The organism is Marinomonas sp. GJ51-14 (assembly GCF_055808695.1).
The window spans coordinates 1,045,549-1,070,325 of record NZ_CM147879.1; the positions used below are offsets into that span (position 1 = coordinate 1,045,549).

The window sequence follows — 24,777 nt, forward strand, 5'->3', positions numbered from 1 at the left end:
CCGACACAATTTGACACTATAGTGACAAAATATTTTCGTTTGATGATTAGTTACTTTCGTTTCGAAAATCTATTTTAAAAAACATGATTAGAAAGGATTTAGCAATGAATCAACGCCATCACGAAATTGTTCAATGGATTAACGAGCAAGGGCGACAAACATTACAAGCCGTTGCTGACGAATTTGCAGTATCAGTACAGACAATTCGTTCAGATATCCGACTGTTGGCTGAAAAAGGCTTGTTATTACGCAGTCATGGGGAAGTCATCCCTTTTCCCCATAGAGAAAATATCAGCTTTGACCAAAGGCGAATTCGTAATGCGGAAGGGAAGAAGCGTATTGCAGATTTATGTATTAGCAAAATTGCAGATTATCAGTCTATTTTCCTTGGGAGTGGTTCAAGCGTGGCGGAAGTTGCCAGTCAACTAAACACCTTTCAAGGCCTACAAGTAATGACAACCAACCTACATGCGGCTCGAAATTTATGTGAACACCCAGATTGTGAACTGACTATTTCAGGCGGAAAAGTAAGAATGCGAGATCAAGATGTCATTGGTGGTGATGCCATGCGGTTTTTCCAACGATATCGAGCTGATATCGGTATTTTCTCTGTTGCTGCCATCAATAAGCAAGGACACCTATTCGACTTTACAGATGAAGAAGTCATGGCAAGAGAGGCCTTAGTGGATCACTGTCACTATCGAATATTGGTTATTGATAGTACAAAATTCGAAACGGAATCACGTTGCTTATGGGGAAAAATAAGTGACTATGATTGTGTTATTACAGACAGAGAACCTACCCAGTCACTATTAAGCAGCCTCAATTATCAGAACGTTGAAATTCTATACTAATCATACTTATTCAATCGACATTTACAAAAAAGGCCAGTATTTTTCAATGATTCGATGTATTCGGCGTTTATATGGAGGGCGAAATAAGCCAACAATGTTGAAGCCTCGTTGACGTAGCACAGACTTCCCGTGTGAAAATGTCCGGAAACCTTCTTCTGCATGATATGCACCAATACCCGATGCGCCGACACCACCGAAAGGCAGATCCGGTTGTGCCACTTGGATAATCGTTTGATTAACAACTAAACTACCGCTGGCAATATTTTCTTCGCTGCGTTTTTGATCTTCTTTATCTTGAGTAAAGAGATACATAGCCAATGGACGAGGTTGCTGTTGAATATAATCAAACGCTTCGTCTATGTCTGCATAGGTCAAGATAGGCAGCAAAGGTCCGAATATTTCATCCTGCATGATGGCCAATTTATCGTCTGGATGATGCAAAATATGAAACGCCAATTTGCCATCTTGCTCGGCTTCTCCCACCATGAGGTTTTCACATGTAATTCCAGCCGCAGAAGCTTCCTCAAGGTAACCTTTCAAACGACTCATCTGTCGGTTATTCGCTAAGCTTGTGTAATCAGGGCTGAGAATACCATTTGGATAATAAACTGCGAGCTCCGCTTTCATTTGTTCAATCAAACCGTGCTTTTGATCTTGATGGCAAAGCACGTAATCTGGCGCTACACAGGTTTGTCCTGCATTCAATATTTTACCAAAGATCAGTTTTTTAGCCGTATCGCTTAAATCCGCAGAAGGGGCAACAAGCAAAGGCGATTTACCACCTAACTCCAATGTCACGGGTGTCAAATGCTTAGCCGCATTACGCATCACAATACGACCAACAGATGTTGAACCAGTAAACAGTAAATGATCAAAGGCGATTTGACTGAATTCATCCGCAATATCTGCTTCGCCTTCCACCAACTCTACCCAATCATCTCCCATTGCTTCGTTCAATATATCTCGTAATACCTTATTAGTTTCTGGACAAAACTCCGACACTTTCAACATCACTCGGTTGCCTGCTGCTACAGCACCTACCAAAGGCCCCAAGCAAAGTAAAACAGGATAATTCCAAGGAGAGATAACACCGACAACACCTTTAGGCTGATACACCACTTTAGCGGCTGCGGGGAAACTACTGATATGTACATTGCGTTTAGATGATCTCATCCATTTAGCAAGGTGACGCTTGGCGTGCTTTATTTCACCTAATAAAGGAATAAATTCAAGCAGCCGAGATTCTTCATAAGCACGGCAGCCAAAATCTTTCTGCAAAGCATTTAACAAAGGGAGTTCATAATTCAACAAAGAAATTTTTAGATCAGTTAAACATTGTTGACGTTGTTCCACTGTTGGAAAGGGCGTTTGCTTAGCGACAGACTTCAGACGACCAAATGCTAAATGCATTTCATCTTTTGTATAAAAAGGTGTATCGCTCATAAAGGCCTCTTTGCGATTTATTATTATTTTATTTAACCCTGACAAACATTAATGAACCTGTCTTTTCGACGATAATTCTTGTTCAGATCAGCGTTATATTTACTACACTATTCAGTGACTCATAGGAAAATGCAAGGAGTAGGTTATGGCGACTATTTTATGTTACGGCGACTCTCTAACTTGGGGCAGAATTCCTAATGGTGGACGCTACCCTAAACACCTTCGTTGGCCATCCATATTAAATGGCTTATTAGGTCATCAACACGACGTCATTAATTTCGGATTACCGGGCCGAACCACCTTGTGGAATGATCCATTTTTAGAAGGCAGAAATGGCTTAGCTTATCTGCAAGCGGCTTTGGAAACCTTTGGGCCTGTTGATATTTTAATTTTGATGCTAGGCACGAATGATTTGAAGCGACATTTTAATGTTGGAGCCTATGAAGCAGCAAAAGGCATCGAGAAATTGATTGAAAGGTCAAGAATGCCGAATTCTCACGGTTTTCCTAGCCCAACCCTTGTTGTCGTGGCCCCGCCAAATATTTTATCCCCAATGGGCTCTTTGGCCGCGAACTTCGACGGAGCCATTGAAAAATCTCAACATTTTCACCAACACTACCAAGATATGGCTATTCACAACAAATGCCTTTTCCTTAACTCTGCTGGTATTTTACAGCCAAGTGAAGTCGATGGTGTGCATCTAGACTCCCATGCTAATGAACAACTGGCTCATGCTTTATTTAATTTAATAAAGGAGGAAATAAACACATAACATCATGTTTTAAATAGATTTTATCTATATTTCTGTGTTTTTAAATTTACTATTCGATTAATAATCAATATCAACTATGTCAATTTGAGAAATCTTTTTTATAAAATAAAATCACGTTTCACTATTGACAATAGGAGGAAGAAATTGCAGCGCAAAAATAAAAGAGAAAAATCGTATGAAATATGCACGATTCTAGACAAATAACCCTATATCAACGAAATAATCTCTCGTCTGATTTTTCTTGCACAGAGTTATCCACAGGGATGTCAGGCGAGGCCTCCACCTCTAGGAATTACGTAAAACATATCAAAACCACCTTTAATTCGCTTCTGTATGCTCAATTTTCGTATTTTTTGTATCTCGTAATTATTTAACAACCACGTATTATCTATTCATCAAATTACAGCATAAATAGCGCCATCTTGAATAATAGAGGAAGGAGAATGCAATGAAAGTCAGCTTCATCGGATTAGGAACTATGGGGTATCCAATGGCGGGTCATGTGAGTAAAGCAGGACACGATGTCATCGTATACAACCGTTCAATTCAAAAAGCCCAAACCTGGTGCGAAGAGTACACTGGCTCTTCTGTCGCTACACCAGCATTAGCGGCTCAAAATGCGGAAATAGTTTTAACCTGCGTAGGTAATGATGACGATTTACGTGCAGTGTATTTAGGCCCTGATGGTGCCTTTCGAAACGCTCAAAAAGGTACTTTATTTATTGATCACACAACCGCTTCTGCAGAAGTAGCCAAAGAACTACATCAAGCAGCACAAGAGCATGGCTTCTTCTTTATGGATGCACCTGTTTCTGGCGGGCAAGCAGGTGCAGTCAATGGTGTATTAACAATTATGATCGGCGGTGAGCAAAGTGACTTAGATAAAGCTCAATCTGTCTTGGACTCTTATGCAAAAGCAACTACGTTGATGGGCCCAGTAGGTAATGGTCAACTCACTAAAATGGTAAATCAAATTTTAATCGGTGGCGTTTTATCCGGTTTATCCGAAGGTATCCGCTTTGCTCAGAAAGCTAATTTAGATGTCGCAACCTTGGTTGATACTCTCAAGCATGGCGCAGCAGGCTCTTGGCAATTAGAAAACCGTGGTGAAACCATGGCAAAAGACGAATTCGATTTTGGCTTCGCTATTGAGTGGATGCATAAAGATTTGGGGCTTTGTTTGGCTCAGGCAGAAAAAATGGGCTTCTCTTTACCATTGACCCAAGCAATCGACCAAGATTACCAGGATTTAATAAAAGAAGGTCGAGGCCGCCAAGATACTTCAGCATTGGTAAAAGCATTCGATAAAAAAGCTTAGTTTTTACCGCTCCCCTCTATTTTTTCTGTTTTGATAAATCCCCAAAGCCCAATATTTTGATAAGTGTTGGGCTTTGTTCTTTTTAACCTCCTTTTTACTTTCTGCCTATATTGAATCCATCTTCTCGACACTCTCCTCAAGCTCTTTTCTTATCTATAACACGATAAAAGTCGTTACATCTGTGCGATCAGATTCTTTTCTGATAAGAAATATCACACATTTTTTCCACATTACTTACGTTATTCATCAAAGCTAAAACCTTATGTAACAAGGCTCTACAGCCATCATTCCTATTTCATATTCATTACATGCATAGGACATATCGTTATTTCGATTGGTCATTTAATGGCGCTTAAGTAATCTTCAATAATGCTATTTTTAAATAACTGTGTTTATTCAGGGTTATTTAAGTGGCTAAAGGGGGCTCAAGGATGAGGCAGAACAACCCCATTTGAACAGTAGTTTGAATGGGGTTTGTTTCTAAAAGGCGCTCTACAAAAGATGTTCGCCCCTCTAGTAAGAAATCACAAAAGTAACGAATACCTTGATTCGACTTCCCACGTGTTCGCACGATATATAATTACGTTAATTGGAGAGTTACAATGAAAAAAGGGTTAGGAAAACTGACACTTGCACTTATGGCCGCTGGAGCAATCAGTACATCTGCTCACGCTGCAACTACATTGGTTTACTGTTCAGAAGGCAGTCCTGAAGGCTTTAACGCTTCACTTTACACTTCTGGTACCACATTTGATGCTTCATCAAAAAACATGTTCAACCGTCTCCTAGAGTTCAAATTAGGCACGACGGAAACTGAAGCTGGACTTGCTGAAAGCTACGATGTATCAAGCGATGGTCTTGAATACACTTTCCATTTGCGTAAAGGCGTTAAGTTCCATTCAACTAAAGATTTCAAACCAACACGTGATTTTAACGCAGACGATGTAATTTTCTCGTTTGATCGTCAAGGCAATAAAAACAATCCTTACCACATGGTCTCTGGTGGCTCTTATGAGTACTACACAGCTATGGGCATGGACACCTTGATCAAAGACATCGTAAAAATCGATGACTACACAGTGAAATTTGTTCTTAACCAACCAGAAGCACCTTTTGTTGCCAACATGGCAATGGATTTCGCGTCTATCTTCTCTAAAGAACAAGCGGATAAATTAATGGCTGCTGGTACACCAGAGAAACTAGACAGCGATCCAGTAGGCACAGGTCCTTTCCAAAAAGTTCAGTACCGTAAAGATTCCTTGATCCGCTACACAGCCTTTGAAGATTACTGGAAAGGCAAAGCAAAAGTAGATCGTCTTGTTTTCTCTATCACACCAGACGCTTCTGTTCGCTATGCAAAACTAAAAGCAGGCGAATGTGATGTTATGCCTTACCCGAACCCAGCTGATCTTAAGCAAATGGAGTCGGATCCAAATATCAACCTACTTAGCCAAGAAGGTTTAAACGTTGGTTACTTAGCGTTTAACACTCAGAAAAAACCATTTGATGATGTTCGAGTTCGCCAAGCATTAAGCCTAGCAACGGATAAGAGCGCAATCATTGATACGGTTTTCCAAGGTGCAGGTAAAGCAGCTAAGAACCCAATTCCGCCAACAATGTGGTCTTACAACAACAAAGTTGTTGATTACCAATATGATCCAGTGAAAGCGAAAAAACTTTTAGCTGAAGCTGGTTACCCAAATGGTTTTACAACCAACATCTGGGCAATGCCTGTGCAACGCCCATACAATCCAAATGCACGCCGTATGGCAGAAGTTATGCAGGAAGATTGGTCAAAAATTGGTGTGAAAGCAGAAATCGTTTCTTACGAGTGGGGTGAATACCTAGACCGCTCTAAGAAAGGTGAACACGATACCGTTCTATTAGGTTGGACTGGTGATAATGGTGACCCAGATAACTTCCTATACGTGCTACTTGGCTGTGAAGGTGTTGGTGGTTCTAACCGCGCACAATGGTGTAACGAAGAGTTCAATAACTTGTTGCTAGGCGCAAAACGTACTGCGGATAAAGCAGAACGTACTAAGTTGTATGAAGAATCTCAGGTTGTCTTCAAACGTGAAGCACCTTGGATCACCATTGCTCACTCTGTCGTTTACGAACCAATTCGTAAAGAAGTAAAAGGCTATAAAGTAGATCCACTTGGTGGTCACTTCTTCTACAACGTTAGTAAATAAACAGCGTTTAAAAGATCGTCCTTAATTGGACAACTTATAAAATGCCTGCTCGCTGGGACGTGAGTAGGCATTTTGTTCATAGAGCGGATCTGATTAAACCAATGCTTAATCAAATCGAATGACTATTCGAGTCGAGCAGCCATTCAAATCGTACGGCTATTCAAATCGAAGTGATGTGCTCCTATAACATGGTAAGAGAATCAGTCCTTTATGTTTCAATTTATTTTTCGTCGTTTAAGCCTCGTTATTCCGACCTTCATCGGGATCACCTTATTGACCTTTACCCTTATTCGCTTAATTCCTGGTGACCCTATTGATGTCATGGCAGGCGAACGTGGTGTAAGCCCTGAACGTCATGCTGAACTAAGCGCTCAATTGGGTTTCGACCAACCAATGTATATTCAATACTTCCGTTATGTAGCAGGTGTTTTACAAGGCGACTTAGGCAACTCTCTTGTTACTAAAGAGCCAGTAATGAGTGAGTTCTTAACCTTATTCCCAGCAACCATAGAATTGGCCACATGTGCCGCTATATTTGCCATTCTTATCGGTTTACCCGCAGGCATTTTCGCAGCAGTAAAGCGCGGTACCGTTATTGATCATTCCGTCATGACATTTTCCCTAACGGGTTATTCCATGCCTGTTTTTTGGTGGGCTTTACTGCTCATGCTGGTATTTTCTGTCAACCTTGGTTGGACGCCTGTTTCTGGGCGGATAGATGTGACTTATTGGATTGACGATGTCACCGGCTTTATGTTGATTGACACATTCTTATCTGATGAAGAGGGAGCATTTACCTCTGCTGTTTCCCATCTTATTTTACCAAGTATCGTACTCGGAACGATTCCTATGGCTGTAATTGCCCGTATGACCCGTTCTTTTATGTTGGAAGTATTGAGCGAAGATTACATTCGTACAGCCCGCGCTAAAGGTATCGCGCCTTGGCGAGTTATCGTTATTCACGCTCTTCGTAATGCATTAATCCCTGTGGTTACAGTTATCGGTTTGCAAGTAGGTATATTGCTATCTGGTGCGATTTTGACGGAAACCGTGTTTGCTTGGCCAGGTGTTGGTAAATGGTTAATCGAATCGATTGGCCGTCGTGATTACCCTGTAGTACAAGGCGGCATTTTAATTGTGGCTTGTATCATCATTTTCGTGAATCTTTTGGTAGATATCACTTACGGCATCATTAACCCACGCATTCGACATAGCCGATAAGGAGACGTTTATGACTACTTCTACAAAAGCGTCAACGGACAATAGCCAATTATCGGCACCTGTCCCTATGACGCCGTTTCAAGAGTTTTGGCACTATTTCAGCAGTAACAGAGGCGCTCTCGGTGGCCTTATTGTTATTGCGTTGATTTTCTTTATGGCGATATTTGCCAATTTTGTTGCTCCACATTCACCATCTGATCAATACCGTGATGCCTTGCTATTGCCACCAGCATGGTTGGAAGGCGGTAACTGGTCCTTTGTGTTGGGTACTGATGACGTTGGCCGCGATATTCTGTCACGTTTAATTTATGGCTCTCGTCTCTCTATTGCCGTTGGCATTGTAGCGGTGACGGCTTCTTTGGTTATGGGGATTTTACTTGGCCTTGTAGCTGGATATTTCAAAGGCCTTATTGATACTGCGATCATGCGTATCGTCGATATTATGCTGGCAATGCCAAGCTTGTTGTTAGCGATTGCGATTGTCGCAATTTTAGGGCCAAGCATTGTGAATGCGGCATTAGCCATTTCTATTGTGTCATTACCCCATTATGTGCGATTAACCCGTGCTGCAACCATGGCCGAAATGTCTCGTGACTATGTGACGTCTTCACGAGTCATTGGTGCTAGCCCATTACGTTTAATGTTTGTTTGTATTTTACCAAACTGCTTGGCACCTCTGATCGTGCAAGCAACACTTGGTTTTTCAAGTGCGATTCTTGATATGGCAGCACTTGGTTTCCTTGGGTTAGGTGCTCAGCCACCAACACCAGAATGGGGATCTATGCTGGCTAACGCTTTGCAATTCGTACAACGCGCATGGTGGGTTGTTACCTTCCCAGGTTTGATCATACTGATCACGGTATTGGCGTTTAACCTCATGGGCGATGGCTTACGCGACGCTCTTGACCCTAAATTGAAACAGTAGGAGAGGTTCAGATGTCACTGTTACAGTTGAAAAATTTAAGTGTTACCTTCGGTAATTTTCGTGCCGTAGATAACATCAGTTACAAAGTAGAAGAAGGGGAAGTCCTTGGTATTGTAGGGGAATCAGGTTCAGGAAAAAGTGTGAGCTCTTTGTCTATCATGGGATTAATTGATTTCCCTGGTAAAGTCAGTGCAGAGCAACTAAGTTTTGATGACCAAGACCTACAAGCCATGCCAGAAAAGCAACGTCGTAAGCTAACAGGCTCCGATATTGCAATGATCTTCCAAGACCCGATGACCAGTTTGAATCCATGTTTTACCGTGGGCTATCAAATCATTGAAGCATTAAAGACACATCAAGGCGGCAGTAAAAAAGAACTGAAAGCCCGCGCTATTGAGCTACTCACTCAAGTAGGGATTCCTGCACCGGAATCTCGTTTGGATAATTATCCTCATCAGCTTTCTGGTGGTATGAGCCAGCGAATAATGATTGCTATGTCCATTGCTTGTAATCCGCGTTTATTGATCGCTGATGAGCCGACAACCGCTTTAGACGTAACAATACAGGCTCAGATCATTGATCTACTAATTGATCTGCAACGTAAAAAACAAATGGGATTGGTGTTAATTACTCACGATTTGGCTCTTGTGGCTGAAGTCGCACATCGTGTGATTGTAATGTATGCGGGACAGATTGTTGAATCCGGCCCTGCATCAGAAGTATTTAACACACCAAGACATCCATACACACAAGCTTTGCTTGCTTCCTTACCAGAATCGGCCGCAGGGAAAGCTCGACTTGAAGCACTTCCGGGCGTAGTTCCTGGCCAATATGATCGCCCTCTTGGTTGCTTGTTAAGTCCTCGCTGCCCTTATGCCACAGATCATTGCCGTAAGGTGGAGCCTGAGAACCAAGGCGATCTAGACCGTCAAGTAAAATGCCATACGCCATTGGACAGCGAAGGGAGACCAACCGCATGAGTCAATTTGACAAGTCATTCGATAGCCGCTTAATTTTAAAAGCTGAGAACCTCAAGCAGCATTACCATGTTAAACAAGGTTTGTTTAAACCCGATGCCGTTGTCAAAGCGGTAGACGGCATTAGCTTCAACCTTGAAAAAGGCAAAACCCTTGCTGTCGTTGGGGAGTCAGGTTGTGGTAAATCGACCCTAGGTCGTATGCTCACTATGATCGAAACACCAACAGGTGGAAGCTTGGCTCATCTAGGTGAAGACTTACTAACTTTAACCAAGGATGCTCAAGCTAAGTTACGTCAGAAGATCCAAATCATCTTTCAAAACCCTTATGGTTCATTAAATCCACGTAAGAAAATTGGGGCAATTTTAGAAGAGCCTCTGATCATTAATACCAAATTTTCAAAAACAGAACGAAAAGAAAAAGCGCTGGCAATTATGGCAAAGGTAGGCTTGAAGGCCGAACACTATGACCGCTATCCGCACATGTTCTCTGGTGGTCAACGTCAACGTATTGCCATTGCTCGAGGCCTGATGCTGGATCCAAATGTCATTGTTGCCGACGAGCCTGTCTCAGCTCTCGACGTATCAGTTCAGGCGCAGGTCTTGAACTTGATGATGGATTTACAGGAAGAGTTTGGCTTGAGTTATGTATTCATTTCCCATGATTTATCTGTGGTAGAACACATCGCAGACGATGTCATGGTTATGTATCTCGGCAAAGTGGTAGAACAAGGTACTCGTGAGCAATTGTTCGAGAACCCCAAACATCCTTACACTTTGGCTTTGTTATCTAGTACACCTCAGCTGTCACCAGAGAAACGCCGTACGCGTATTAAATTAGAAGGTGAACTACCATCCCCACTTAATCCACCGTCTGGTTGTGCTTTCCACGGTCGTTGTAGTTATGCGAATGATCGCTGTAAAACAGAAACACCCACATTGAGATTAGATAGTGATGAGAACCTAGAACAAAGCCATTTAATTGCTTGTCACGGGGTGGAAGAAAACCGTATAAAGATCGCTACTCAGGGTGCTGCATAAACTCTCTGTAAATCAACGAACAATCACCTCACAGTGATTTTTAACGCCCGAAAGGGCGTTTTTTTATGCTTTCAATTAGTTCACTTAAATATTTAAAACCAATATTTTTCCATTACTTCATAGTGACGAAAAAATTATCAGACTCTAATATGTATTCAAACATTTTTTATGTGCCTAGTTGTCTCAATACCTTGACCAAGAAAATAAGAATTCACTCCAAAGTAGCCCAATAATTAATAAAATCTTCTATTTTAATATAAATTAGAGGGTTTATATTATCTTACAATCATAATTATTTTATTTGAATACTAATATCATACGTTAGTTGAATTTAAATAAAAAAGGTGAAAAAAGAAAACCATCAAAAAATAGTCTATCTTATTTCACCTTTAGAAAATTAAGTTTTAATTTTCGATTTATTAATTTTTAACTTAAGATTTTTTCTTCATATTAAAACGCACTGCGGTATAAACAGAAAACAATGTCAGCACAACAAAGAATAAAGCAATTGGCCTATCATATAAGAAGGACCATGATCCTTCATATAAAAGAAGTGATTTTCTTAAATTTGTTTCCGCCATTGGTCCAAGAATCATTGCAATTAATATAGGAGACAAGGGTACACGGAATTTTATTAAAATAAATCCTAATAATCCGAAGAAGATCGCGACGCCAATATCAAACATTGAATTATTAATTGCGTAAGCACCAATGATTGATAAAAACATGATGACTGGAATCATTAACAATCTAGGAATCTCAATAATCTTGCAGAAAAAACGAATCCCAACTAACCCAACGATAAGCATAATTATGTTACCAACTAACATTGAGCTAAATATTCCATACACAATATCAGGGCTGTAGGTAAATAATAGAGGTCCTGGATTTAAGCCTTGAATAACTAATGCGCCTAAAAGAACGGCAGCAACAGCGTCACCAGGAACACCTAAAGTAAGAAGAGGGACCAAGGCTCCGCCTGTTACTCCATTATTACCAGACTCCGCCGCGCTCAAACCTTTAATTGAACCTTTACCAAATTCTTCAGGATTTTTTGATGCGCGCTTTGCTTCGTTATAACAAACAAAAGAAGAGATATCCGCACCAGCTCCTGGGATACTTCCTATCATGGTCCCTATTACACCACTTTTAACTGCAGTAGGAGTAATTTCTTTTAAATCTTTTCGGCTTAGCATTTTTAAACTAAAACTACGTAGCACTTGTTTTTTATCACTGATCACTGTCTCTAATTGAGTCAGTGCTTCAGATAGTGCGAAAAGGCCGATCAATACAGGGATTATATTAATACCGCTATATAAATCTAATACACCAAAAGTAAATCTTGGTACACTATTAATAGGATCTAGCCCAACAGTTGATATTAAAAGACCAATAGTACCCGCAAGTAAACCTTTCAAAAGATTGCTACCAGAAATACTTGAAATAATAGTTAGACCAAAAAGAGCTAATGCGAAATATTCTGGAGCATTAAACCTTAATGCAAAGTTAGCTAGAATGGGAGCAAATGCAATTAATAAAATAGTACTAATTATCCCTCCGGTGAATGAAGAGATTGCAGAGATACTTAATGCTCTTGCGGCTTGACCATTCTTGGTTAATGTATAACCGTCTAAAACACTTGCTGCTGAAGCTGGTGTTCCAGGAGTGTTTAATAATATAGCAGCAATAGAGCCACCGTATATGCCACCAATATACACGCCAATTAGCATTACAAGTGCAGGAGTCGAATCCATTCCGAATGTAAATGGAAGTAGTATAGCCACACCCATCGTCGCAGTTAATCCTGGCATGGCACCTAATATAATACCGCCAACAACACCAAATAATAAAACGGGAAAAACGTCAAAGCTTAACGCTGTTAACAATCCATTAAATAAATGTTCAATCATGAATTAAACCCCGTAATAAGACCTTCAGGTAATGCAACGTAAAATACATTAGCAAATACATAATAAACAACTGAAGTGAAAATCAATGCAGTAATGTAATACCAAATATTTTTACTTTTAAAGAAGAGTAAATAAACAATAAAAGCTAATAACGTCGATATAAAATAGCCAAAAACATAAATTAAAACAGCATAGCCTATAAGAAATAGAGCGCCAAATAATGAATACTTATTAAATAAAGCATAATTCTCTGCCTTATCTTTTCTATTAATGTATTCTCCCAGAATGATAATGGAACATATTATTATTTGTATAATAGCAATCGCGCTAGGAAAAAATTTCGAGCTAACACTAGAATCTTCATAACTTGGGGAAGGAAACTGACCGATAAAGAACAAAGCCACAATACTTATAAGAATAATGATTATCGGAAAAGCAAGGTTTTTACTATTCATATCTATAACCTAATTTAAAAAATCACCCCTAATTTATTAGAGGTGATTTTGATCACTACTTTTACTGTTAGTTAAGAAGAACACCTAATTTTTTAGTATCTTCAGCAACAAATTCAGTAAACTCTTTCGCGTTTAAGTTATGAATAGTCATAGCTCCTTTTTCCATGAATTGTTTAAATTCAGGAGAAGCCATTGCAGTGTCAAACGCTTTACCTAGTGTTTCAATCACATCATCAGGTGTGTTTTTTGGAGCGCCAATACCGCGCCAAGTACCTGTTGATACATCGATACCCTGTTCTTTCAAAGTTGGTACGTTCGGTAGGAAAGCAATTCGTTCTTCAGACATGATACCAAGCGCTTTCAATTGACCCGCTTTAAGTTGAGAAATTGCTTCACCAGGTGTCACCATAGTTACCGCGGTGTGATTACCTAGAACGGAAGGAATCGCTTCGGATGCACCATTATAAGGAATCGCATTAAGCTTGATATTTTGACTTTTTTCTAACGCCATCAAATAAAAATTAGGTTTCGCAGTAGAAGCGAATTTAAGACCGCCTTCTCTTTTACGAGCCTCAGCAATTAGATCATTAATATTTTCAAAAGGACTGTCTTTGCTAACAAGAACAACTGCAGGGTCTAAGTTAACCATACGAATAAGTTTGAAGTCATCTGCATCGTGTTGCATCAAGCCAAGTTGAGGCAAAGAAGCGATTTCACGCGTAACAACAGTCAATGTATAACCGTCTGCACGTTGTTGCGCACCAAAGCTCATACCAACGGCACCAGAACCGCCAGTTCTGTTCATCACAATGATATTTTGATCCAGAACATCTTTAGTTGAATTAGCTAGAGCACGACCTACGGAATCGGTTCCACCACCAGGACTAAAAGGAACAACTAGTCGGATTGTCTTAGAAGGATAGTCAGCAGCAGAAACACCAGCAACAAAAGCGAATGCAGCAACCATTAGCGTACTTTTTATGATTTTTTTCATACGATTTACCTTTTATTTTATTGTAATTTTATTTGTCTGATATGACTTAAAACATTGAATTTAATAGTAATTAATAGCCTTCAAATAGGTTATAAATGCCAATATCTCAATATTTCAGCTACCAAACATTTGTCATACAGTAATATATAAATTTAACAATGCAATAGGAAAAAGCAAAATTCATAATTCAATCGCAACATCGATAAGCATTAACCCCATAAATGCATTCATATTTTTACTCGTTAATAATTATTTTGAATATAAAAAAACGCCACCTAGCTGTGCTAGGTGGCGTTATGATTTCAAATCACTATATTTTAAGCACGATAATGTTTCTGTAAACCCATCAAAAAATTACGTAAGATTTGGTCTTTGCATTCACAATAATGGCGATTATCTGGCTTACGGAAAAAAGAGCTAAGCTCATGTTTACTAAGATTAAACTCTGCCAATGACATGATATCTAAAATTTCTTCCGCTTGTAGGTTTAATGCGATACGCAACTTCATAAAAATGGCGTTATTAGTTAGGCGTTTTTCAGGCTCAGGTTGTGGACCTTCACGCTTGCCACGTTTAGTGTTAATAAAACCATTTAGAAAGATTGCCATATCCACGTCTGCCATTTCTTCGTAACCAGCATCATCTTCTTTCTTCAACCAGGCTGTAACTTGTTCTTGCGCGACAGTTTCTTCTGCAGAAGCGAACATATCGACTATAGCTAATTCTTTTAGATCGAAAGTGTAGCGAAGACGGCGTAAAACATCGTTGTTATTCAAAACGGATTCCTAGTGTTAGGGTATCAGCGCCATCAACATAATGGGCTGCGAGATTCATAAGTTGCTATTTTATCAGAGTTAAGTATTTATTACCGCACTCTTCTATAGAGCTGATCTATCCTATTTTCAATACTACCCTTGGATAATGCAGCACAATCCATAAGCTAAAAAAGCCCTACTTTACGAAGAGACATTGCCATTTTCATAGAAAATACGCTGATTATTGGTTTTTCCCTTCAATTAAACACGCTTCTTTGAATTATTTTTTAGATCATTTTGAAATATAAAAAAGGAAATATGACTATTTAATGACTATGAAAGGCTATCCCCACTTGCTTATATTGTTTCCTCACCTTTTGCCTAAGGTTTTAATGCGTCAAATCAGTGCGAAAGCCCCATGATTCAATTAAGAACAATAAAGGCATAACAACCCCTCCATCCTTATTTGGTGCATAAATGCACTTATAAAGAGCTTTAAAATATACCTTTTACATAACTTTTATAATGTTCAATTAAGCCTAACAATCTGATTGTTGCCTCTATCGCAACAGTGACAAAATTATAAAGCAACACCAAAAAGCGTTTTATAAAAAGCCCACTCACCAAAACTGGAGCCTTGAATGAATAACCAATCTAGCCCAATAATGAGCTTACTGCTTAATTGGCGATTACACGCAATCGTCATTGTTATGTCTGTTATATCCGAATGGATTGGCGTTCAGAGCATCCCAATTGCTAATGCCAAATTACTTTTCCTTCCTTTATTTTATGCTTTTGTTCTTTGTTTGTTTGTGAACCCAAACATAACGAAGTTTTCACAAAAAATTATCACTAAGAAGAATGCATCTATTGCTGCTCCACTTATCGTCATTGGTATCCTGCCTTTTATTGCCAAATTCGGTAGTTTGATCGGGCCAGCATTACCAAAAATTGCGGAAGCGGGTTACGCAATGGTATTACAAGAATTAGGTAACTTAGGCACCATGTTGATTGCAATGCCAATCGCTGTATTGGTTTTCAAAATGGGACGTGAAGCCATTGGCGCAACTTACTCTATTGCCCGTGAGCCGAACATTGCTCTGATCTCTGATCGTTACGGCCTAAAAAGTAACGAAGGCATCGGTGTTATGGGGGTTTACGTTATGGGTACCATGTTCGGTACAATTTACTTTGCTTTACTAGCAGGGTTTTTCGCAACCACTGGTTGGTTCGATCCTAGAGCGCTGGCTATGGCCTGTGGTGTTGGTAGTGGCAGCATGACCGCAGCGTGTTCAGGTACATTGGCTACCGCATTTCCAGCAATGAAAGATGAAATCCTCGCCTTTGCAGGTGCAAGTAACTTACTTACCAACGCAACTGGTTTATACGTTGCAATTTTTATTGCCTTGCCTTTCTCGGAGTGGTTTTACAAAAAACTATCCGGTGAAAACGCCAACGATGTAACAACAAAAGAGGCACAATAATATGAACTCTACGATTAAAAATACTGTTGAACCAAAAGCAGAAGAAATGCGCTTGACCTTCAAAGAGAATCTCGTCGCGTTAGCTGTGATTTCGTTTGTAAGCCTTGTCAGTAACTGGGCAGGAACGGGGCTGAACCCAATTGAAACCTTACCCGCGATGTTGATCATCTACGCTATGGTTGTTGTTGGTTTAGTGTTGGCGAAATTCGTACCTATTGGTTTCCCTGCTGTTGCTTGGGTGTCACTTGTTAGTGTTCTTTTAACAATTCCTGTGTCTCCTGTATCTGCCGTTCTTTTAGCTGAACTTAAAAACATCAGTTTCCTTGCAATGGTAACGCCTGTATTAGCTTACGCAGCTTTGGCCATTACTAAAATGGAAGTAGATTTGTTCAAGCGATCTGGTTTTAAAATTGCTGCTATTTCTATCTTAGTTTTCACAGGAACTTACGTTGGCTCTGTTTTTGTCGCAGATGCTTTACTTAACTTCTAAGTTAAATTGAATACCAAAGCATTAGGGTGATCTCTCTCTGAGCGGATCACCTTAATGCTTTTTATTTTTTAAAGTCACAATAAACAAATCACAGTTCTAAGAATACAGCGAAGTCAAAAGTGTCTGGATTAACAGCATCCATATGCTCGCTGCTAATTTTGACTAGAGAATACACTTGGAGATAATGATGACAGATATAAAACAACTCGTCGCCGACGCTACACAATGGCGAAAAAACTTCCACCAGCATCCAGAATTAGGTTTTGCTGAACATCAAACATCTCAACAAGTTGCAGACTTACTTCGCAGCTTTGGTCTAGAGGTTCACACAGGTATCGGCATTACAGGTGTCGTTGGTGTGCTAACAAATGGTTCAGGACCAGCCATTGGTTTACGTGCAGATATGGATGCTCTGCCAATCCAAGAATTAGGTACACCAGGCCATAAATCTCAACACAAAGGCTGTATGCACGCCTGTGGTCATGATGGACATACTGCAATGCTACTGGGTGCCGCTCGTTATCTTGCGGAACAAAAACCTTTTAGTGGCACCGTGTATTTTGTTTTCCAGCCCGCCGAAGAGAATCTCGGTGGTGCTCAAAAAATGATTGAAGACGGTTTGTTCGAACGTTTTCCAATGGATGCAATTTACGGTTTACATAATTGGCCGGGGCTACCTGCAGGTGATATCGCCGTGAATGATGGCGCTATGATGGCGTCTCTTGATACTTTCGATATCACAGTCACTGGTAAAGGCTCTCATGCTGCCATGCCTCACATGGGCATAGACCCGATCGTCGCAGCGTCTGATCTCGTTTTACGTTTGCAAACCATAGTATCACGTCATATTTCACCATTAGAATCTGCTGTAGTTAGTGTCACTATGTTTAATAGTGGCGAAGCAATCAATGTTCTACCTGAATCTGCAACCCTAAGAGGCACCGTACGCTGTTTAAACCCTCTAGTCAGGGATCAGGTCGAAAAAATATTAACAGCCTATATCGCTAGTCATAACGAGTCTCCGGGATTAACTGTTTCACTGGCTTATCATCGAGGTTACCCAGTGACAAAAAATCATGCTGAGCATGCAGCTATTATTCACAATGTTGCTCAAACGCAATGTGCTGAAGGTCATGCTCATTACAATATTCAGCCGTCTATGGCGTCAGAGGATTTTGCTTTTATGTTAGAGCAATGTCCTGGTGCATATTTTTGGCTGGGTGTGGATGAAGAGGATTCTGTAGCGCTCCACAATCCTTATTACGATTTCAATGATCGAGTTATTGAAGTCGCCATTCAATTTTGGTGTGCACTTGTAAAACAGCGTCTCCCTAGTCGTTAGTTTTACATCACCAAAGCCTCCCAAGGCGCTTTATTTGGCAGTGAGTTTTGCTCACTGCCTTTTTTTATTTTATGGTGGTGGGAAGGCTTAAAGGTAAACAGAAATGAAAGAAATTAACGCAAAACGATTAACGTATTTTTATGAAGCCGTTTCATTAGGCACAATTCGGGGCGCAGCGGATAAACTCGATGTGGCCCCTTCGGCAATCAGCCGCCAAATCACCCAACTGGAAGAAGAGCTCACGTGCATTCTTATTGAGCGGCATCGTAAAGGTGTACGCCCAACCGAAGCGGGCCAACTCTTACTGAAATACTACCGTGAAGCCACGTCAAATGAAGAAACCTGCCTATCAGAGTTGCAGGCTCTAAAAGGCTTAAAGTCAGGTCACATCACCTTAGCCATCGGTGAAGGTTTCATTGGAGACATAATGTCAAAAGCCTTACCTCAGTTTCAAGCTTTGTATCCAGATTTAACCTTATCAGTACATGTAGCGGGTTCTAATGATTTGATTCGGAAACTTGAAGAGGACGAAGCTCACATAGGTGTTTTGTTCCATCCGCCTAGCCATCAAAAACTACGCTCTCATGAGATTTCACTACACCCTCTCTGCGCTATTGTTCCAATTGAACACCCATTAATAGCATTGAACCGCCCAGTTCAATTAGAGGAATTGATGCTTTACCCAATGGTTCTACAAGAAGCCGAGTTCGGCGTTAGACAACTTATTGCCGTGGCTGAATTTAAAAACAGAATCCGACTCGCGCCAACCATGACCGTGAACTCATTTTCACTTCTAAAAGAATTTGTACGGTCGAATATGGGCGTTACCATTTTGCCTGAATTTGTTGTCAGAAGAGAATTAGAAGACAAGCTTGTTGTGTCACTTCCTATTGCAGATCCTATTTTATCTTCTGGTGAAGTGCATATTGTCACTCGTCTTGGTCGACAACTAACAGAAGCGCCACTGGCCTTACTGAAACACTTACAGCTCTGGATGAGAGATTTTCACTCTTAATCTCTTTTATTCTTTCTGCATTCCTAAGAGAATAAAAAAACGCGCATTTCATAAAGAACTGCGCGTTTCGAGTATCGTCATTTGACGCCATTAACAACTAGCGTTTTTTCGGCTGGCGACCATGGTAAATAGAATAGCCTTTGTCTCTGAATAGTCGTGTGTGTGAACCAAGCGCTGCATCAAGGATTGGTGGATATCGTAAGAAGTCATTCGCTACAACAAACAACTCGCCATTCAAAGTTAAATGCTGTTTCACTGTCATAAAGAAGCTTTCAACAATGCTGTAATCCGTAGTGATACCCGTGTGAAATGGCGGGTTTGTTACAACGTAATTAAATCGGCCTTTTACTTCGTTCAATCCGTTTGATGCAATCGTCGTCACAGCGTCATTGGCCTGATTTGCAGCAAAGGTTAACTCAGTGGCTTTTAAAGCCAATACACTGTCATCTAATGCTGTGATTCGAGCGCCCGTTTTGTTATACATCCAAAGCGCAATAATGCCGTCACCACAACCAAAATCAAGAATTCGGGCACTGGCAACATCACTCATGAAGCGATGTTCGTTTAACTGATTCAAAAACAGTTCTGTGCCCTTATCTAATTTTCCGTGACCAAATACACCCGGCAGACTACACAAGGTGAAACTTTGCCCTGCAACTTCTTGTTGCCAAGTAACAATCCAATCCTCAAACACAAAAGGCTTCACAGGACGGCGTTTATAGCCAGCATAGAGTAAACAGTGTTTCGCACCATCAACCTTACCGACATCATCCAATCCCACCTCTAAACGCTTCGCAGAGGATTTAACGCCGCTTTTGTTATCACCCACTAGCCAAATTTGTCCACCATCTTTTAAAAGAGGTAAAACTGCCGCCAATAAATAATCTAATAACTCTTTTGCTTTAGGCTGATAAACAACGATGTAATCAAAATCACTGCCGTTTTCAGGTGCCCATTGCTCTGATAGAAACAATTTCTCATCTGCAAAGCCAACGCGCGATAACGCATCGTAAAACGTTTTAGATTGACACCAAGCGTACACATCCGCTTTTCTACTAATATCCAAAGGATAAGTGTCTTCTGGGTTAGCAAATAAAATTTTGCCAGATAATTCGTCTTCGTTGCGTGCCAACAATTGGCTCGTCGAGTTAAGGTTCATAAGTTGCAGATAGCTCTTTTATAGAAAGGGTGGTTACAGGCGCCAATAACGCATTTAAACGCTCTGTCTCAATATCAGGTTGCACTCTTGGATAGCGCGGTGTCTGTCGGTCATTAAGTAAAGGCGATGCCCAGCCTTTGGTCAACATCAAGAAGTCCTCTGTAAAAGCATCACCATGCTCTAAGCAGCCAGATAAAATTACATCCAGATAACTTAGAGTAATCGGACTATCCTGATGTGGCTCAACAACCTCGTCCGTGTGATACACCCAGTAGGTTCCTTCAGGCAACGATATGGTGTCATAAGTACTTAACTGATCCAATTGAATCTGTGCTCGACGATAGCCTCGTTCACGCTCATCAAACAAAGGAAATTGATCAAAAGGCACTTCTACCAATACACCATTACACGCTTTTTGTGGTGCTTGAATCACCGCGACAGAACTCATTCCAAATTCATCACTCATCACCGACCAATGTCGTTCGAAGCCATACAATTTAACAGGCCAAACATTACCTGTTTCACCGGTTTTTGCACGACTTTCACCATTGATAAGACTACCGTAGCCTAAGATAAAGTGTCGACCTGATGAGCTCACATTAGCCTCCAAGCAAAACGTAATTCGTTGGACAATTAGAATGACACGCATGATAGCCTGTGCCATTGGACAGTACTAGCCTAGTTTCCATCTGGATCTCCATAAAAAAACTCAGTATGGTAAAAAAGCAATCACAAAACAGAATTAGGAGTCGCCTATGAAAAAACCTATTTTATTGATTACAGGTGGTGGACGAGGTATTGGCGCGGCAACTGCAAAACTTGCTGCACAACAAGGCTATGAAATAGTTTTGAACTACAGACAAGATGAAGCTTCCGCTCAAAAGGTTATCAGAGAAATCCGTAAGCTTAGCGGCCAAGCTCACTGTATACAAGCCGATGTCAGTGACGCAGAGCAGGTTTCATTTATGTTTGAGCATATTCTTAAAAGCTGGGGGCCAGTGAGTGCTTTGGTGAATAACGCAGGAATCTTAGAAGCACAAACAACCTTTGTCAAAACCGATTTGAGCCGCTGGCAGCGAATATTCAACACCAACGTCTTTGGCACACTTTTATGTTGTCAGTCGGCGTTTAAACATATGGCACTCAGTCAAGGAGGCAAAGGCGGGGCGATCGTTAATGTATCTTCCCTTGCGTCTGTTTATGGCTCCCCAAATGAATATGTAGATTATGCGGCGAGTAAAGGTGCAGTGGATTCTTTTTCCAAAGGCTTTGCTTTGGAAGTCGCTGGCGATGGGATTCGTGTTAACGTGGTCCGACCCGGTTTGATTTATACGGACATGCACGCCGATGGCGGTGAAGCTGGGCGAGTGGATCGTATTGCACCCAATTTGCCATTACAACGCGGAGGAAAGCCAGAAGAAGTAGCCGAAGCAATATTATGGCTACTCAGCGATAAATCAAGCTATAGCACAGGGAGCTTTATCGACGTTGGTGGCGGTCGATAGCGCTATGACTATTTAGCAACAACACAACGAAAAGAGCTCGCACTCAAATAATTACCACTTCGATAGTGCGCATAAGCAGGGTAAGGACAAAGGGGACGAGTTAATCCTACCATACGAGGTGTGATTTCTGGATTATCCAGTCTTGTCGAAGCAATAATCTCTCGGGGTTCTTTACCTCTTTCTACCCAATCAACTAAAGGTTGTAGCATATTAAACTGATCAGCTGAGGCGCCACCTTGCCCATGAGGCATACCGGGAATTCGATAGAATTTAACAAACTCTTTTGCGCTGCCTCCTAAACCAAAGTCTAAAAAGTCATACCAGCGAACTGTATCCTTTACTGAAAAAACCGGATCACTGTTTCCATGGAAGATCATCATCTTGCCACCGTATTGCTTAAACTCGGTTAACTTAGGTTTCACAACATCTGGTGGTGTCATTAAAGTCATTGCCGACTCGTTGAAATCTTTATTCGTTGCGTAAATTTTAGGAGCGTCTTTATCAAAGTTAAATGATAGCAAATACTTTTCCAAAGAATATAAATCACCTGCGATATTTGAAAAAGGTGTTGTGTAGATATGCGCTAGTGAAGACGCTCCCATAACAAGGCCTGCAGGCTTATTATTCCATACAGAAATATTGCTTTCGACTTTCCACATACGCCAATTGTTAGAACGAATACCTGAGTCATAAACCCAACTATTGTAAAGAGCCCGGTTTTTTGAATTATGTGGCCCTTTATGCATTTGTATCAACGCTGCGATCTTAGTCAAAGGAAGGCAGTCTCGATCAAACTTCCCCTTACATACTAAGGCTTTAGGTTCAAAAACTGCCTGACAAGCATCAGACGCGAATATCATATCGTCATGAATACCATCTAATGCATCGCATTGATTCAACATTCGTAATGCAAAAAAGTCGAGATCTCTCTGTGTTAGAGATTGGCTAATATCATCGTTCACACGATGTAAGGCTTGAACATCCCAGGGATGCTGTAAGGCAGCTCTAGGTGCATTAAACCCAGGAGAACCAATAAGAAGACCGTCAAACATGGTTGGAAAACGAGTGGCAACAACCATAGCCAGACGCCCACCATTTGATTGGCCGATGCCATAAGAATACTTGATTGGAGATTGGTAATAGCTTTCTACAAGTGCGCGCGCCACAGGGTTGAGTTTTTGCACAGCAGCATAAGCATAATCCCGACGTGCTTGAGCGTCATGAGCAAATACAGCCCCACTTGAAAGTCCAGCCTCTGGATAGGCCTGCGCGTCATGACCACTGTCGCTAGAAACAACTGCAAAGCCTTGGTTAATCGCATGTTGTGAAGATCTAAGCCCTGTTGTTGCACCTAACGCAGGTTTTACTTCTCCACCGTTACCTTCATTAAATTGATAGGCAAAACGTCCTTGCCAAGAATTTGGCAAACGCAATTCGAATTTGATTGAGTAAAACTTCCCATCTGCTCCTAAACGCTGCGCCATAACACCAGACACTAAGCAAAAAGGGCTTCTAACTTCTTTGTTTGAAGCTTGCATAGAAACTTTGATATCTACGCTTTCTGGAACTTTTGTTAACAACGCTTGGCAATTGAGAGTGTCAGCATAAGCTGGATTAGAGCCTAAGATAAAGACGAAACAAGCTGTCACTATCGAGGTTAAAAGCGTTTTCATTAACATCATCCTTTTTGATTTATTGCGTCAAATAAAATCTCACTGACAGATACTCAAAATAACGAATAATGAGCAAAATAGAAAGTTATCAAGAAAAGGATAAGTTGAAATAAAATAAACATTCAATCTTATGATGGAGCTACATGCTAATTCTTTGCTTGTTCTTAACCTTGCTCAGCACAGTACCTATGGTTATCATTATTAAATTATTTATATCCTAACGCTTCTAATTTCAGAGTTCTCGTCTTTTAATTTACTCGTTTGAGCCTTTATTATGTTTATTAAAAATAAACCTTTCGCCATTAAACTTCTTGGATGTGCTCTTATTCCAATATTAACACTTGTTATCGTTATAAATTTACACAGCACACCAACACCTTCTTTTGAGGCGGTTTCAGGACAGTCATATAGCTGGAAAAGTGAGAAATGGACGCTCGTTAATTATTTCGCAGAATGGTGCAAACCTTGTTTAGAAGAACTTCCAGAATTAAATGAGCTTGCACAATTAGGTGACTTACGTGTGTTTGGGATCAGTTACGACAGTTTATCTGATCAAGAAATTATGGATTTGAAAAAGCGCTATCAAATCCAATTTCCTGTCTTAAAAACATCATCTCTTGAAGTGTTGCCAATGTCATTACCAGCGGTATTACCAACAACTTACATCCTCTCTCCTGATGGAGAAATTGTTGATGTTTTACATGGAAAAGTAACTATTGAAGGAATAGAAAACTTACTAGAAAAACATCAACACGGAAAAAGCTAAATAGGCTTTTAAAGACATTACTTGCAGAGCCGTTTTCTAGAGCAATTACTCTGCTGCTTTTCTTGGATCAATAACGTCAAACTTAAAAGCTTGTGAGGTACCATCATCATATTTCAGTGTGATGGTTGCTTGCTCACCATGTTTCACACGTTTTTTCAGACCGATCAACATAACGTGGTAGCCATTTGGTGCAAAACGTACTGATTCGCCAGCATCAACATCAATGTACTTTTCATGGCGCATGATCATTCGATCACCGTCCATCTTGTGACTATGAAGTTCTGTAAACTCTGACACATCAGACTCAGCACCAACAATACGCACATCCTCTTTTGTTAAATTATCAACAACCATGTATGCCGCAGTATTATCACTTCCAGGTGTGTTTGCTCTTAGGTTTGTTCTACTAATTTCTAATTGAGCAGACAGAGCCAACGGGCTAATAGCCATTAATAGTAATGCTATTGTCTTTTTCATAAGATTA

Annotated in this window: 23 protein-coding genes; 14 read left to right on the forward strand and 9 right to left on the reverse strand. The window is 40.5% G+C overall.

What is annotated here, in order from left to right; translation table 11 throughout:
* Positions 1 to 104 precede the first annotated feature (104 nt).
* Positions 105 to 854 (forward strand): DeoR/GlpR family DNA-binding transcription regulator, encoded by a 750-nt coding sequence (locus AC0L3Y_RS05155; RefSeq protein ID WP_473469568.1) that lies wholly within the window; start codon positions 105 to 107, stop codon positions 852 to 854.
* Between the two features lie 21 nt (positions 855 to 875).
* Here AC0L3Y_RS05155 and AC0L3Y_RS05160 read toward each other — a convergent pair whose 3' ends face one another.
* Positions 876 to 2,297, reverse strand: a complete 1,422-nt coding sequence (locus AC0L3Y_RS05160) for a coniferyl aldehyde dehydrogenase (protein WP_473469570.1) — start codon at positions 2,295 to 2,297, stop codon at positions 876 to 878.
* Between the two features lie 145 nt (positions 2,298 to 2,442).
* On the opposite strand from AC0L3Y_RS05160, the gene AC0L3Y_RS05165 reads away from it, so the two are divergent.
* The 7 genes from AC0L3Y_RS05165 (at position 2,443) to AC0L3Y_RS05195 (ending at position 10,745) form a co-directional block, all read left to right on the forward strand.
* Complete coding sequence (locus tag AC0L3Y_RS05165; RefSeq protein ID WP_473469572.1) at positions 2,443 to 3,069, forward strand: SGNH/GDSL hydrolase family protein; 627 nt, start codon at positions 2,443 to 2,445, stop codon at positions 3,067 to 3,069.
* 448 nt (positions 3,070 to 3,517) lie between these two features.
* Positions 3,518 to 4,387, forward strand: a complete 870-nt coding sequence (locus AC0L3Y_RS05170; RefSeq protein ID WP_473469574.1) for an NAD(P)-dependent oxidoreductase — start codon at positions 3,518 to 3,520, stop codon at positions 4,385 to 4,387.
* A gap of 602 nt (positions 4,388 to 4,989) precedes the next feature.
* Entirely contained in the window at positions 4,990 to 6,582 is a 1,593-nt protein-coding gene (locus tag AC0L3Y_RS05175; RefSeq protein WP_473469576.1) for an ABC transporter substrate-binding protein, read from the forward strand.
* Between the two features lie 210 nt (positions 6,583 to 6,792).
* Entirely contained in the window at positions 6,793 to 7,803 is a 1,011-nt protein-coding gene (locus AC0L3Y_RS05180) for an ABC transporter permease subunit (RefSeq protein WP_473469578.1), read from the forward strand.
* Positions 7,804 to 7,813: 10 nt separating this feature from the next.
* Complete coding sequence (gene dppC, locus AC0L3Y_RS05185) at positions 7,814 to 8,728, forward strand: dipeptide ABC transporter permease DppC (RefSeq protein WP_473469580.1); 915 nt, start codon at positions 7,814 to 7,816, stop codon at positions 8,726 to 8,728.
* A gap of 11 nt (positions 8,729 to 8,739) precedes the next feature.
* Entirely contained in the window at positions 8,740 to 9,708 is a 969-nt protein-coding gene (gene dppD, locus AC0L3Y_RS05190; protein ID WP_473469582.1) for a dipeptide ABC transporter ATP-binding protein, read from the forward strand.
* Positions 9,705 to 10,745: a peptide ABC transporter ATP-binding protein gene (locus AC0L3Y_RS05195; protein WP_473469584.1), complete on the forward strand. Its 1,041-nt coding sequence runs from the start codon at positions 9,705 to 9,707 to the stop codon at positions 10,743 to 10,745. The genes dppD and AC0L3Y_RS05195 overlap by 4 nt, the downstream gene beginning before the upstream one ends.
* A 431-nt stretch (positions 10,746 to 11,176) precedes the next feature.
* On the opposite strand, the gene AC0L3Y_RS05200 is transcribed toward AC0L3Y_RS05195, so the two are convergent.
* The 4 genes from AC0L3Y_RS05200 to AC0L3Y_RS05215 all read right to left on the reverse strand — a co-directional run bounded on the left by AC0L3Y_RS05200 (position 11,177) and on the right by AC0L3Y_RS05215 (position 14,880).
* Positions 11,177 to 12,655: a tripartite tricarboxylate transporter permease gene (locus AC0L3Y_RS05200; protein ID WP_473469586.1), complete on the reverse strand. Its 1,479-nt coding sequence runs from the start codon at positions 12,653 to 12,655 to the stop codon at positions 11,177 to 11,179.
* Positions 12,652 to 13,110 (reverse strand): tripartite tricarboxylate transporter TctB family protein, encoded by a 459-nt coding sequence (locus AC0L3Y_RS05205; protein ID WP_473469588.1) that lies wholly within the window; start codon positions 13,108 to 13,110, stop codon positions 12,652 to 12,654. The genes AC0L3Y_RS05200 and AC0L3Y_RS05205 overlap by 4 nt, the downstream gene beginning before the upstream one ends.
* A gap of 67 nt (positions 13,111 to 13,177) precedes the next feature.
* The gene (locus AC0L3Y_RS05210; RefSeq protein ID WP_473469590.1) at positions 13,178 to 14,104 is read right to left on the reverse strand and encodes a tripartite tricarboxylate transporter substrate binding protein; all 927 of its coding nucleotides are present in this window, start codon (positions 14,102 to 14,104) and stop codon (positions 13,178 to 13,180) included.
* 317 nt (positions 14,105 to 14,421) lie between these two features.
* Positions 14,422 to 14,880 carry a YehS family protein gene (locus tag AC0L3Y_RS05215; protein WP_473469592.1) on the reverse strand — a complete coding sequence of 153 codons (459 nt, stop codon included), beginning with the start codon at positions 14,878 to 14,880 and terminating at the stop codon, positions 14,422 to 14,424.
* A gap of 620 nt (positions 14,881 to 15,500) precedes the next feature.
* Here AC0L3Y_RS05215 and AC0L3Y_RS05220 point away from each other — a divergent pair.
* The 4 genes from AC0L3Y_RS05220 to AC0L3Y_RS05235 all read left to right on the forward strand — a co-directional run bounded on the left by AC0L3Y_RS05220 (position 15,501) and on the right by AC0L3Y_RS05235 (position 19,190).
* Positions 15,501 to 16,343: a DUF3100 domain-containing protein gene (locus AC0L3Y_RS05220; RefSeq protein WP_473469594.1), complete on the forward strand. Its 843-nt coding sequence runs from the start codon at positions 15,501 to 15,503 to the stop codon at positions 16,341 to 16,343.
* A 1-nt stretch (position 16,344) separates the two neighbouring features.
* Positions 16,345 to 16,833, forward strand: coding sequence for a hypothetical protein (locus tag AC0L3Y_RS05225; RefSeq protein WP_473469596.1), 489 nt, complete (start codon positions 16,345 to 16,347; stop codon positions 16,831 to 16,833).
* 187 nt (positions 16,834 to 17,020) lie between these two features.
* Positions 17,021 to 18,175, forward strand: a complete 1,155-nt coding sequence (locus AC0L3Y_RS05230; RefSeq protein WP_473469598.1) for a M20 aminoacylase family protein — start codon at positions 17,021 to 17,023, stop codon at positions 18,173 to 18,175.
* Positions 18,176 to 18,278: 103 nt separating this feature from the next.
* A complete protein-coding gene (locus tag AC0L3Y_RS05235) occupies positions 18,279 to 19,190 on the forward strand; it encodes a LysR family transcriptional regulator (RefSeq protein ID WP_473469600.1) in 912 nt (303 codons plus the stop codon).
* Between the two features lie 97 nt (positions 19,191 to 19,287).
* Here the strand turns inward: AC0L3Y_RS05235 and AC0L3Y_RS05240 are convergent, their stop codons facing one another.
* Positions 19,288 to 20,349, reverse strand: a complete 1,062-nt coding sequence (locus tag AC0L3Y_RS05240; RefSeq protein WP_473469603.1) for a methyltransferase — start codon at positions 20,347 to 20,349, stop codon at positions 19,288 to 19,290.
* Positions 20,339 to 20,947 (reverse strand): gamma-glutamylcyclotransferase family protein, encoded by a 609-nt coding sequence (locus tag AC0L3Y_RS05245; protein ID WP_473469605.1) that lies wholly within the window; start codon positions 20,945 to 20,947, stop codon positions 20,339 to 20,341. Before AC0L3Y_RS05245 ends, AC0L3Y_RS05240 begins: the two co-directional genes overlap by 11 nt.
* Positions 20,948 to 21,104: 157 nt before the next feature.
* On the opposite strand from AC0L3Y_RS05245, the gene AC0L3Y_RS05250 reads away from it, so the two are divergent.
* Positions 21,105 to 21,854: an SDR family oxidoreductase gene (locus tag AC0L3Y_RS05250; RefSeq protein ID WP_473469607.1), complete on the forward strand. Its 750-nt coding sequence runs from the start codon at positions 21,105 to 21,107 to the stop codon at positions 21,852 to 21,854.
* A gap of 8 nt (positions 21,855 to 21,862) precedes the next feature.
* Here the strand turns inward: AC0L3Y_RS05250 and AC0L3Y_RS05255 are convergent, their stop codons facing one another.
* Positions 21,863 to 23,527, reverse strand: a complete 1,665-nt coding sequence (locus AC0L3Y_RS05255; RefSeq protein WP_473469609.1) for a tannase/feruloyl esterase family alpha/beta hydrolase — start codon at positions 23,525 to 23,527, stop codon at positions 21,863 to 21,865.
* A 274-nt stretch (positions 23,528 to 23,801) separates the two neighbouring features.
* Between AC0L3Y_RS05255 and AC0L3Y_RS05260 the strand changes: the two genes are divergently transcribed.
* A complete protein-coding gene (locus AC0L3Y_RS05260; RefSeq protein ID WP_473469612.1) occupies positions 23,802 to 24,293 on the forward strand; it encodes a TlpA family protein disulfide reductase in 492 nt (163 codons plus the stop codon).
* 45 nt (positions 24,294 to 24,338) lie between these two features.
* Here the strand turns inward: AC0L3Y_RS05260 and AC0L3Y_RS05265 are convergent, their stop codons facing one another.
* Positions 24,339 to 24,770 (reverse strand): copper chaperone PCu(A)C, encoded by a 432-nt coding sequence (locus AC0L3Y_RS05265; protein WP_473469614.1) that lies wholly within the window; start codon positions 24,768 to 24,770, stop codon positions 24,339 to 24,341.
* Positions 24,771 to 24,777: the final 7 nt, after the last annotated feature.